This is a genomic window from Plantibacter sp. CFBP 13570 (assembly GCF_014841395.1).
In the GTDB taxonomy this organism is placed as follows: Bacteria; Actinomycetota; Actinomycetes; order Actinomycetales; family Microbacteriaceae; genus Plantibacter; species Plantibacter auratus.
The window spans coordinates 1-11,020 of record NZ_JACYTW010000084.1; the positions used below are offsets into that span (position 1 = coordinate 1).

Sequence of the window (11,020 nt, forward strand, 5' to 3'; positions counted from 1 at the left end):
CCGGCGACGACGCGGGCGACCCGGTCCTGCCCGCGCCCATCGAGCTCGTGACGATCGTGCTCGACGAACCGGCCCTCGACGCCGCACCGCGTGGCTCCGGGCTGCTCGTCGCACCCGGCTCGACGCTCCACGCCAAGGCGCTCACCCACGCGACGGCGAAGTGGGCCTGGCTCGCCGACCGCGCGAAGGAGCATGGCGAGCACCGCCACGTCGTCCGCCTGTCCTTCGGCCGTCAGGGCGAGGCCGACGCGACGAGCGCGTTGACCGACGAGGAGCTGCTCTCGACGGCGTTGCACGATGCGTCGGTGATGCTCGGCGTCCAGCTCGACCCGGGCAGCGTCCGCGGCTTCCACCGCATCTCCTGGACGGGGACGCAGCCGACCGCCGCGCGCGGCCAGCGTGAACGCTCGACGGCCATCCGGGAAGCGGTGGCCGAGGTGCCCGACCTCGCGGTCACGGGTGCCTGGTTGTCGGGCACGGGGCTCGCCTCGGTGGTCCCCGACGCCCACGAGGCGGCGGCACGACTCCGCCATCAGGCGCTGCAGCGGTAGACGCGCCCATATGCCCGACCCGGCATCTTTTCCTGTCAACCCCCGACCGGATGGTGGCGTCGGAGTGACACCCGACTACGCTGGTCCCGTTGGATGCAGCATCACAGCACCACTCGAACAGACGGAGGCGCCATGAAGGGCAAGGTCATGTTCGTCGTCGGTGGGCTCACGGGCTACGTGCTCGGTACCCGCGCCGGACGCGAACGCTACGAGCAGATCAAGACGCAGTGGGTCAAGCTGTGGAACGCGAAGCCGGTGCGCGCGCAGCGCGGCAAGGTCGAGGACTTCGCCAAGGCACGCATCAGCGAGGTCCCCGCGGCTCTGTGGAGCGGCGTCAGCGCCGTCGCGAAGGTCGTCAGCCAGCAGGGTTCGACGCCCGGCCAGAAGCTCGACAAGGCCATCTCCAAGACCGAGGACACCGTCCAGGACGTGTCCGAGACGGTCAAGGACGCCCGCACGGCCTCCGGCACCTCGACGTCGTCGGCCTCGAAGCCCGCAGTGCGCAAGCCTGCCGCGCCCAAGACGACGGCTCCGAAGCCCAAGAGCGGCGAGTAGCACCGACGATGCCGTTCATGAGTGACCGCAACCGGTCGGAGCCGCGTTACGACAAGCGCGACGAGTCCCTCCTGACCCTCGTCGGCCAGCTGCCGGGGGTCGTCTCGAACCTGGTCAAGGCCGAGATCGCCAACCTCAAGACGCAGCTCGCCCACAAGGGCAAGTACGCGGGTATCGGCGCGGCCTTCGTCGCCGGTGCCGCGGTGTTCCTCTTCTTCGCGGTCGGCGTGCTCGTCGCCGTGCTGATCCTCGCGCTCGCGCTCGTCATGCCCTCGTGGCTGGCAGCGCTCTGCGTCTTCGTGCTCTTCGTCCTCGTCGCTGCGGTCCTCGTGCTGATCGCGCTGCGGTACTTCAAGAAGATCAACGAGGACCCGAGCCCGATGGACAACGTGAAGGAAGACATCAAGGCAGTGAAGGGACTCGGCGAGTATGACCGTTGACCAGTTCCCGGGGGCGACGCCCTCGCCCGAGCAGGCTCGTGCCGAGCTCGTCGCCACGCTGAACGCGATCGAGGACAAGCTCAACGTCCCGAAGCAGGTGCACCGCGCCAAGCGTCGTGCCATCGTGCAGATCGCGACCGTCAAGGTCGAACGCCCGGCGGTCTTCTACGCCGGTGTCGCGGGCCTCGCCGGTGCGGCCGGGCTGGCAGTGTGGGGCATCGTCCGCGCCATCGCGCGCTGACGCGTCCCGCCGCCGGTCAGTCGCTCGGCGTGGCGACGCGCGTCATCGGGACGTGCACGATGTCGTCCTCCACGTAGTCGGGGCCGCTGATCTCGAACCCGAACCGGCCGTACCAGTCGGCGAGGCGTTTCTGGGCGCCCATGCGGAGTTCCCGATGCCCGTGGTCGGCGACGGCGCGGCGGATCAGTTCCGCGGCGAGACCCCGCCCGCGGGCGGTGAACGCGGTGGCCACCCGTCCGATCTCCGAGTGCTCGGCCTCGGTCAGGATCCGGATCGTCGCGAGCACCTCGTCGCCCTCCTGCGCCCAGGCGATGAGCGTCCCGTCCTCGATGTCGCGACCGTCGAGATCGGCGAAGAGCGCCGTCTGCTCGACGACGAAGACGTCGACGCGGATCTTCAGCACGCGGTAGAGCGTCACCGGATCCATCTCGGCCGCTCTGGCGACGTGGTACTCGACGGGAGGTTGCTCGCTGGTCATCACCCGACTGTATCGGCGGTGAGGCTGGGCTCGGTGTCAATCGTGACCTGCCCCTTTTGCCCAATCGACCGAACTGGGTGAGGATAGGACTATGACTCACCCGGCCTCTGCCGAGGCATCGCACCACCCGACCGACTCAGCCACCCCGACTGGCCCCTCAGGATTCACCCTCTGGGCTGTCCTGCGCCGCGAGCCGGCGAGTGCGCTGCCGCTCGGCGAAGAGCATGTCTCCGAACTCGAAGCATCCATCGCGCTCGTCGAAGCCCAGGGCGTGACCCTGCGCGGCATCTACGACGTCTCCGGCCTCCGCGCCGACGCCGACCTCATGCTGTGGCTCCACGGCGACACCGCCGAGGGCCTGCAGGCCGGCCTCCGCGAGCTGCGCCGCACCGCCATCCTCGGTTCGCTGGCACCCACCTGGAACGCCATGGGCGTCCACCGCGACGCCGAGTTCAACCGGCAGCACGTCCCCGGGTTCCTCCGCGGCATCGAGCCGAAGGGCTGGCTCTGCCTGTACCCCTTCGTGCGCAGCTACGAGTGGTACCTCCTGCCGGAGGAGGAGCGTCGCAAGATGCTCGCCGAGCACGGCCGTCAGGGTGCGGCGTTCACGGGTGTGCTCGCCAACACCGTCGCCTCCTTCGCCCTCGGCGACTACGAGTGGCTCCTGCCGCTCGAGGCCGACGACGTCGTCGAACTCGTCGACCTCATGCGCGACCTGCGCAACACCGAAGCGCGCCGCCACGTGCGCGAAGAGGTGCCGTTCTTCACGGGCCGCCGTATCACGCCCGCCGAGGCATTGGAGGTGGTGCGCTGATGGCAGCCATGAACCTGGGGAGCACCGGAGCAGAGTCCCCCGAGCGCATCGTCCGCGGCGCGACCGACGCCGCAGCGGCTGGTCCTGAGCACGTCTCCGAGCCGACGGACTATGACGCCATCCTCCTCGCCGGCTTCGGCGGGCCTGAGGGCCAGGACGACGTCATCCCGTTCCTCCGCAACGTCACGCGCGGGCGCGGGATCCCCGAGGAGCGTCTCGAAGAGGTGGCGCACCACTACCGCCACTTCGGTGGCGTCAGCCCCATCAACGACCAGAACCGTGCGCTCAAGGCGGCCCTGGAGCTCGAGCTCGCCTCCCGTGGCATCGACCTCCCGGTCCTCTGGGGCAACCGCAACTGGGACCCATACCTGCGCGACGCGCTGACCGAGGCGCACGAGCGCGGCTTCACGAAGCTCATCGCGATCGCCACGAGCGCCTACTCCTCGTACTCGAGCTGCCGGCAGTACCGCGAGGACTTCGCGATCGCCGTCGACGAGACGAACCTCCAGGGCGAGATCCAGATCGACAAGGTGCGTCAGTTCTTCGACCACCCCGGCTTCGTGACCCCGTTCATCGACGGCGTCCGTGAGGCGATCGCCGAGTACCTGCGCGAGCAGCCCGAGCTCTCCGCCGAGACGGAGATCGAGGTGCTCTTCGCGACGCACTCGATCCCCACCGGCGACGCCGCACGCTCCGGTCCCGACTTCCGCGGCTTCGGCGACCACGGCGCGTACGAGGCCCAGCACCTCGCGGTGGCCGAGGTCGTCATGGCGAACGCCATCGACCAGCTCCGTGAGGCCGGTGTCCTCGGTGGCGCGGTCGGCAGCGGTGTCTCGGTGCCGTGGCAGCTCGTCTACCAGTCCCGTTCGGGCCCGCCCAGCATGCCGTGGCTCGAGCCCGACATCAACGACGCGATCGCAGAGCTGCCCGCCGCCGGCCGCAAGGCGATCGTCATCGTGCCGCTCGGCTTCGTGAGCGACCACATGGAGGTCATGTGGGACCTCGACAACGAGGCCATCGAGACGGCCGGCGAGCACGGCCTGGCCGCCGTCCGCGTCCCGACGCCGGGCACTGCCGCCGCCTACGTCAAGGGACTCGTCGACCTCGTCCTCGAGCGCCGCGACGGCACGCCCGTCGAGGAACGACCCCACATGACCGACCTCGGCCCCTGGTACGACGTCTGCCGCCCCGGGTGCTGCGAGAACGCCCGGCTGGGCTTCAAACCGGCGTTCTCGGGGATCGCCCCATGACCCTTCGCATCGGAACCCGCGGCAGCGCCCTGGCGCTGGCGCAGACCGGTCATGTGGCCGACGCCCTCACAGCGGCCACCGGTGAGGACGTCGAGATCGTCACCGTCACGACGCAGGGCGACACCAGCCGCGAGTCGCTCTCGACCATCGGCGGGACGGGTGTGTTCGTCAACGCACTCCGCGACGCCCTGCTCGACGGCGCCTGCGATCTCGTCGTGCACTCCTTGAAGGACCTGCCGACGGCTCCGGCCGAGGGCTTCACGATCGCCGCCATGCCGATGCGCGAGGATCCGCGCGACGCCCTGTGCGCCTCCGACGACCGCTCACTCGACGACCTGCCGCAGGGTGCCAGGATCGGCACCGGTTCACCGCGTCGGATCGCCCAACTGAAGCGCATCCGGCCCGACCTCGAGGTCGTCGACATCCGCGGCAACATCGACACCCGCCTGCGCCGGATCGACGACGACCTCGACGCCGTCGTCCTCGCGGCCGCCGGTCTCACCCGCCTCGGACGCCTCGACGCCGTCACCGGGCTCTTCGACCTCGACACCTGGCCGACCGCGCCGGGGCAGGGGGCGCTCGCGATCGAGTGCCTCGACGACGACGAATCGTCCATCGCCGGTTCCATCGCGTTGCTCGACCACGCGCCGAGCCGCTGGCAGGCGACGGCGGAGCGGGCCGTGCTCCGTCGACTCGAGGCCGGTTGCTCGGCCCCCGTCGGTGCCGCAGCCTGGCTCGACGACGAGGACCTCGTGCTGCAGGCCGCCGTCTACTCGCTCGACGGCACCGAGATGATCCACCGGGAGAGCCGCGCGGAGGGGTTCTCCGGCGACGGACACGGACGGGAGCTGCTGCAAGCGGCCGACGCGCTCGGTGTCTCGCTCGCGGACGAGCTCATCGAGGCCGGCGCAGCCGACCTCGCCCCGCTGGGAGGCGCTGCGTGAAGGACTGGACGAAGTCGAACACCGTTCCCACCGCCACCAAGCCGCTCGGCGGGTGGCGCGTCCTCGTGCCGCGCGGCGGTCCGTGGGGCGACTCGGTCGCCGGGACGGTCCGTGGCAAGGGCGGGTCGCCTGTCGTCGCCCCGATGATCAACTTCGCCAGCACCGACGACCCGGAGACCCTCGGGGCCGCGCTCGCGGCGCTCGAGGCTGGCGAGTTCGACTGGCTGACCGTGACGAGCGCGACCACGGTCGACGTGCTGTCCTCGCAGCGGATCCGGATCCCCGAGACGACGAGGGTCGCCGCCGTCGGCGAGACGACCGCTGCCGCGCTCACCGCCGTCGGCTACAGCGTCGACCTCGTGCCGGCGAAGGACAACTCCGCCAAGGGCATGGTGCAGGAGCTCACGGCGCTCGAACCGCACCCGAAGCGCATCCTCACGCTCCGCTCGGCCATCGCCAAGCCGCTCCTCACGGAGGGCCTGATCGCCGCCGGACACGACGTCCAGTCCGTCGTGGCCTACCGCACGGTCGGTGTCCCGGTGGCAGAGAAGATCGTCGCCGACGTCGCCAGCGGCCGGGTGCGTGCCATCCTCGTCACCTCGGGCAGCGTGGCGGAGCAGGTCCGTTCGCAATTCCCCGAGATCCCCGAGAGCACCGTCATCGCCGCGATCGGACCCCGCACGGCTCGTGACGCCCGAGGCTACGGGCTCCGGGTCGACGTCGTGGCGGAGCAGCAGACGGTCGACTCGCTGATCGAGGCGATCGTGTCCGTGGCGCTCAGCCAGAACCGCGACGAGGACGCCGGCGACGGGATCCGCTGACCGGCTTCACGCCCTGCGCGAACCGGGAGGGCGCGTCGGCAGCGGCGCGTAGGCTGGACGGGTGAGCATTCCCGAGACCCGTCCCCGTCGTCTCCGGCAGCAGCCGGCCATCCGTCGCCTCGTCAGCGAGACGCGACTCGACCCGGCGGAGCTGGTGCTTCCCATGTTCGTGCGGGAGGGCGTCTCCGAGCCGGTCGAGATCTCCTCGATGCCGGGCGTCCGGCAGCACACCGTCGACAGCGCCAAGCGGGCCGCGGCTGAGGCGGCAGCGGCCGGCATCGGTGGGGTCATGCTCTTCGGCGTCCCGGCCGAGCGCGACGCCGTGGGTTCCGGCGCGACCGACCCCGACGGCATCCTCAACGTCGCGACCCGCGCGCTCGTCGCCGAGGTGGGCGACGCCCTGGTCGTGCAGACCGACCTCTGCCTCGACGAGTTCACCGACCACGGACACTGCGGCGTCCTCGACGACCGCGGGCGCGTCGACAACGACCGCACGCTCGACCGCTACCGCGACATGGCGCTGGCCCAGGCCGAGTCCGGATCGGCCCTCCTCGGCCTCTCGGGCATGATGGACGGCCAGGTCGCCGCCGTCCGCGAGACGCTCGACGCCGCCGGGTTCGACGACACGATCATCCTCGCCTACTCGGCGAAGTTCGCGTCCGCGCTCTACGGCCCCTTCCGCGAGGCCGTCGACTCGCAGCTGCAGGGCGACCGCCGCACCTACCAGCTCGACCCCGCCAACCGCCGTGAGGGCCTGCGCGAGGCGCTCATCGACGAGGCCGAGGGCGCCGACATCGTCATGGTGAAGCCCGCAGGGAGCTTCCTCGACGTCCTGGCCGACGTGGCGGACACGGTGTCGATCCCGGTCTGGGCGTACCAGGTGTCCGGCGAGTACGCGATGATCGAGGCCGCCGCCCGGCAGGGCTGGATCGACCGCCGACGCGCGATCGAGGAGTCGGTGCTGTCCATCAAGCGCGCCGGAGCCGAGGTCGTCCTGAGCTACTGGGCCGTCGAACTCGCCGGTTGGTTGGATGAGGCGCGCGGTCTGCGTGCAGGAGGAACCCGATGAACGACGCAGCATTCGCCAGAGCCCAGCGGTCGATCCCCGGTGGGGTGAACTCGCCCGTCCGTGCCTTCCGCTCCGTCGGCGGCACGCCGCGGTTCATGGTGTCCGCGACCGGACCCTACATCACCGACTCCGAGGGCGTGCAGTACGTCGACCTCGTGAGCGCGTGGGGCCCCGCGCTCCTCGGACACGCGCACCCGCAGGTCGTCGAGGCCGTGCAGGCCGCTGCGGCCCGCGGCCTCTCCTTCGGCGCGTCCACCCCGGCCGAGACCGAGCTCGCGGAGCTCGTCAAGGAGCGCGTCCAGGCGTCCGGTGTCGCGCCGATCGAGAAGCTGCGCATGGTCTCCACCGGCACTGAGGCGACCATGACGGCCATCCGCCTCGCGCGCGGTGCCACCGGTCGCAGCCTCATCGTGAAGTTCGCCGGGCACTACCACGGCCACTCCGACGGCCTGCTCGCTGAAGCGGGGTCGGGCGTCGCGACCCTCGCCCTGCCGGGGTCCGCCGGGGTCACCGCCGAGACGGCCGCCCAGACGATCGTCGTCCCGTACAACGACCGGGCGGCGCTCCGCGAGGTCTTCGCCGAGCGCGGCCAGGACATCGCCGCGATCATCATGGAGGCGGCCTCCGCCAACATGGGCGTCGTCCCGCCGGCTCCCGGGTTCAACGCGAGCGTCGTGAAGCTCGCGCACGAGTACGGCTCGCTGGTCATCATCGACGAGGTGCTCACCGGGTTCCGCGTCTCCTCCGCCGGTTGGTGGGGGCTCGACAACCGCGGACTCGCCGCCGTCGCGCCGGGCACGGAGCCCGTCCCGGGCGCAGAGGCCTGGGAGGCCGGCAACCACGCCGTCGCGAACTCGACCGGCGCCATCAGCATCCCCGTCGGCGTGTACCAGCCCGACCTCTTCACCTTCGGCAAGGTCATCGGCGGTGGCATGCCCCTCGCTGCGCTGGGTGGGCGCGCCGAGCTCATGGACCTGCTCGCACCGACCGGCCCGGTCTACCAGGCCGGCACACTCTCGGGGAACCCGGTGGCCCTCGCCGCCGGCATCGAGACGCTGCGCCTGGCCGACCAGGACGTCTACCGTCGGGTCGACGCGGCGGCCGCGATCGTGTCCGAGGCGACCTCGAACGCGCTCACGGAGGCCGGGGTCGCGCACACCGTGCAGCGCGCCGGGAACCTGTTCTCCTTCGCCTTCAGCGAGACGGCACCGACCGATTACGCCGCGGTCCTGCGGCAGGACGCCTTCCGCTACCCGGCCTTCTTCCACCGCATGCTCGACGCTGGGGTGTCGCTCCCGCCGAGCGTGTACGAGGCCTGGTTCGTCTCCGCGGCGCACGATGACGAGGCGATCGGGCGCATCGTCGACGCCCTGCCCGCGGCGGCCCGTGCGGCTGCGGCGGCCATCCGCTGAGTCGGACGGTCGCTCCGCAGGCGACGTCGGACGCTGCACAGGGCATGCGTTACCGCTTTGTGAACTTCCGGCAACGCGAACGTCGGCGGGGGTTGGCAGACTAGAGGCATGGCCTCCTTGCGTCTGCACCCCGACCGACTGGAGATCGAGCTGTCCGCGTACGACAAGGCGCTCTCGCTGCGTCGGAGCAACGTCGTCGTGCCACGGTCGAGCATCCGTTCCGCCACCATCACCGACGACCCGTGGATCTGGGTCCGGGGCATCCGTGCGCCGGGCACCGCGATCCCGTTGACGCTCGCCATCGGCCAGTGGAAGTTCCACGGTGGTATGGACTTCCTGGTCATCAAGGGCACCAAACCGTCGGTCGTCATCGACCTCGAAGACGCGGAGTACTCGCGGCTCATCATCACGACTCGTCGCAGCGCCGAGCTCATCGCCGCCCTCGATCTGCACTAGGTCGAGCTGCTGAACGCGCGGCGGTCTCGGCTGGATCCGGATCGTGGGCGAGGACGCGCTGTCCGCGCATCCTGGCGCTGATCGGGGCCGTGCGCAATCATTTGCCTCGAACAGGGCACAAAACGACGTCTGACCGGTATTCTGGGCCCGCTCGAACCTCCGTAGATCCGCCTGTTCGAAAGGACCACAGCCATGTCGACTCCTCCTCCCGGTGAATACCCCGGCCAGCCGCCGCAGGCTCCCCAGGCGCCGCAGCCCCCGAAGGACCAGTACGGCGCGGCTCCCGCGTACTCCGGCGGCGCAGCTCCCTCCGGCGACGCGACCGCCGGCAAGACGCTCGGCATCGTCGGCCTGATCCTCGCGTTCCTCGCCCCGCCGATCGGCCTCATCCTCAGCATCGTCGCCCTGGTGCAGTCGAAGAACGCGGGTGTCAAGAACACGCTGGCGAAGGTCGGCCTCATCCTGTCGATCGTCTTCATCGTCATCGCGATCATCGCGACCATCGCGGGTATCGCGATCGGTGCTGCGGCGTTCAACGAGGCGTGCGCCTCCCTCGGGAGCGGTGTCCACACCGACGGCACGACCACCATCACCTGCCCGTAACCCGGTGACATCCGGTCGATTGGGGAGTTGTCCCCATCGCCTGTCGGGTACCTAACCCACTACTGTTGGCTCGCGCCCGTGGCGCATCTACCATCCTCGAGAGGAACCATCATGACCAACGCACCCCAGTACAACGCCCCGCAGCAGCCGGGCGGCGCCCTGCCCGCCGACTACCCGGGCAAGACGCTCGGCCTCGTCGGCCTCATCCTCGCGATCGTCGTGCCGCTCGTCGGCCTGATCATCAGCCTCGTCGCGCAGAAGCAGTCGAAGGACGCCGGTTACCCGAACCAGCTCGCCAAGATCGGTGTCATCATCGGCATCATCCTCGTTGTGCTCGGCATCATCGGCGGCATCTTCTACGCCGTCGCGCTCGGCTCGGTCATGTCGACCGCCGGCTACTGAGTCTCAGCAGTTCCGTCGGCAGCGGCCGGTCGCCTTCGGGCACCGGCCGCTGTCGCGTTCCTGGAGCGCTGGGCGGTGTCCCTGTCTCAGGGCTCGGCCGGTGGGTCGCCCGGGTGGGCGTGCGCCGCGCCGCAACTCTCCTGAGTTAGGGACGGCGGGTCGGGTGATGTCCCTGTCTCAGGAGTCGGCCGGTGTGTCGCCGGGGTGGGCGTGCGCCGCGCCGCAACTCTCCTGAGTTAGGGACGGCGGGTCGGGTGATGTCCCTGTCTCAGGAGTCGGCCGGTGTGTCGCCGGGGTGGGCGTGCGCCGCGCCGCGGTTCTCCTGAGTTGGGGACGGCCGGGCATGTTCCTTGGGCCCGGTCAGGCGCGGACGTCGACGACGATCCGGCCGTGGACCGAGCCTGCGAGGACCCGTTCCGCCGCATCCGTCGCCTCGGCGAGGGAGACCGTCTCGGTCAGCGTGTCGAGGACGTCGAGGTCGAGCGCGGTGGTCACGCGCTCCCAGGCGGCCTGCCGCAGGGGGAGCGGTGCCTCGACGGAGTTCACGCCCGCGAGCGTGACCCCGCGGAGGATGAACGGCATGACCGACGTCGGGAGATCGGACCCACCGGCGAGCCCACAGGCGGCGACCGTCCCGCCGTACTCGACCTGCGACAGGACCGTCGCGAGCGTCTGACCGCCGACGGAGTCGACGGCTCCCGCCCAGCGCTGGCTGCCGAGCGGCCGGCCGGCCTCGGCGAACTCGGCACGATCGACGATCGACGTCGCACCGAGCCGCCGCAGGGCGTCACCCAGCTCGTCGACCCGCCCGGTCGAGGCGGCGACCTCGAAGCCGGCGGCGGCCAGCAGTGCGATCGCGATGCTTCCGACGCCACCACCCGCTCCCGTCACGAGCACAGGGAGCCCGCCGACGCGGACGGCGCCGGAGGTCGCGCTGCCGTGCTCGAGCGCGAGCACGGCGAGGGCCGCGGTGTACCCGGCGGT

Annotated in this window: 15 protein-coding genes; 13 read left to right on the plus strand and 2 right to left on the minus strand. The window is 70.8% G+C overall.

Annotated elements, in window-relative coordinates; all coding sequences use genetic code 11:
- The 4 genes from IFT89_RS18185 to IFT89_RS18200 all read left to right on the plus strand — a co-directional run.
- Positions 1-551: protoporphyrinogen/coproporphyrinogen oxidase (locus IFT89_RS18185; protein WP_374190804.1), on the plus strand; the 551-nt coding region annotated here is incomplete at its 5' end.
- 93 nt (positions 552-644) lie between these two features.
- Positions 645-1,106 (plus strand): hypothetical protein, encoded by a 462-nt coding sequence (locus IFT89_RS18190; RefSeq protein WP_228501918.1) that lies wholly within the window; start codon positions 645-647, stop codon positions 1,104-1,106.
- Positions 1,107-1,123: 17 nt separating this feature from the next.
- Positions 1,124-1,546, plus strand: a complete 423-nt coding sequence (locus IFT89_RS18195; RefSeq protein ID WP_064294953.1) for a phage holin family protein — start codon at positions 1,124-1,126, stop codon at positions 1,544-1,546.
- Positions 1,536-1,787 carry a DUF3618 domain-containing protein gene (locus IFT89_RS18200; protein WP_079003603.1) on the plus strand — a complete coding sequence of 84 codons (252 nt, stop codon included), beginning with the start codon at positions 1,536-1,538 and terminating at the stop codon, positions 1,785-1,787. Before IFT89_RS18195 ends, IFT89_RS18200 begins: the two co-directional genes overlap by 11 nt.
- Positions 1,788-1,803: 16 nt before the next feature.
- Here IFT89_RS18200 and IFT89_RS18205 read toward each other — a convergent pair whose 3' ends face one another.
- The gene (locus IFT89_RS18205; protein WP_071260458.1) at positions 1,804-2,265 is read right to left on the minus strand and encodes a GNAT family N-acetyltransferase; all 462 of its coding nucleotides are present in this window, start codon (positions 2,263-2,265) and stop codon (positions 1,804-1,806) included.
- A 91-nt stretch (positions 2,266-2,356) separates the two neighbouring features.
- On the opposite strand from IFT89_RS18205, the gene hemQ reads away from it, so the two are divergent.
- From hemQ to IFT89_RS18250, 9 genes are all read left to right on the plus strand, one after another.
- The gene (hemQ, locus tag IFT89_RS18210; RefSeq protein ID WP_064294913.1) at positions 2,357-3,079 is read left to right on the plus strand and encodes a hydrogen peroxide-dependent heme synthase; all 723 of its coding nucleotides are present in this window, start codon (positions 2,357-2,359) and stop codon (positions 3,077-3,079) included.
- Complete coding sequence (locus IFT89_RS18215; RefSeq protein WP_244650842.1) at positions 3,079-4,329, plus strand: ferrochelatase; 1,251 nt, start codon at positions 3,079-3,081, stop codon at positions 4,327-4,329. The genes hemQ and IFT89_RS18215 overlap by 1 nt, the downstream gene beginning before the upstream one ends.
- Positions 4,326-5,273 (plus strand): hydroxymethylbilane synthase, encoded by a 948-nt coding sequence (gene hemC, locus IFT89_RS18220; protein ID WP_064294911.1) that lies wholly within the window; start codon positions 4,326-4,328, stop codon positions 5,271-5,273. Before IFT89_RS18215 ends, hemC begins: the two co-directional genes overlap by 4 nt.
- A complete protein-coding gene (locus tag IFT89_RS18225; RefSeq protein WP_137244240.1) occupies positions 5,270-6,094 on the plus strand; it encodes a uroporphyrinogen-III synthase in 825 nt (274 codons plus the stop codon). Before hemC ends, IFT89_RS18225 begins: the two co-directional genes overlap by 4 nt.
- 61 nt (positions 6,095-6,155) lie before the next feature.
- On the plus strand, positions 6,156-7,163 hold the full coding sequence (gene hemB, locus IFT89_RS18230) for a porphobilinogen synthase (protein WP_086475190.1): 1,008 nt from the start codon (positions 6,156-6,158) through the stop codon (positions 7,161-7,163).
- Positions 7,160-8,575 carry a glutamate-1-semialdehyde 2,1-aminomutase gene (hemL, locus tag IFT89_RS18235; RefSeq protein ID WP_191942045.1) on the plus strand — a complete coding sequence of 472 codons (1,416 nt, stop codon included), beginning with the start codon at positions 7,160-7,162 and terminating at the stop codon, positions 8,573-8,575. The genes hemB and hemL overlap by 4 nt, the downstream gene beginning before the upstream one ends.
- Positions 8,576-8,683: 108 nt before the next feature.
- Positions 8,684-9,031, plus strand: a complete 348-nt coding sequence (locus IFT89_RS18240) for a hypothetical protein (protein WP_064294907.1) — start codon at positions 8,684-8,686, stop codon at positions 9,029-9,031.
- Positions 9,032-9,223: 192 nt separating this feature from the next.
- On the plus strand, positions 9,224-9,634 hold the full coding sequence (locus IFT89_RS18245) for a DUF4190 domain-containing protein (protein ID WP_138945552.1): 411 nt from the start codon (positions 9,224-9,226) through the stop codon (positions 9,632-9,634).
- Positions 9,635-9,745: 111 nt separating this feature from the next.
- Positions 9,746-10,036, plus strand: a complete 291-nt coding sequence (locus tag IFT89_RS18250) for a hypothetical protein (protein ID WP_064294905.1) — start codon at positions 9,746-9,748, stop codon at positions 10,034-10,036.
- A 360-nt stretch (positions 10,037-10,396) separates the two neighbouring features.
- Here the strand turns inward: IFT89_RS18250 and IFT89_RS18255 are convergent.
- A partial coding sequence (locus IFT89_RS18255; RefSeq protein ID WP_202939658.1) for a zinc-binding dehydrogenase occupies positions 10,397-11,020 on the minus strand: 624 nt, incomplete at its 5' end.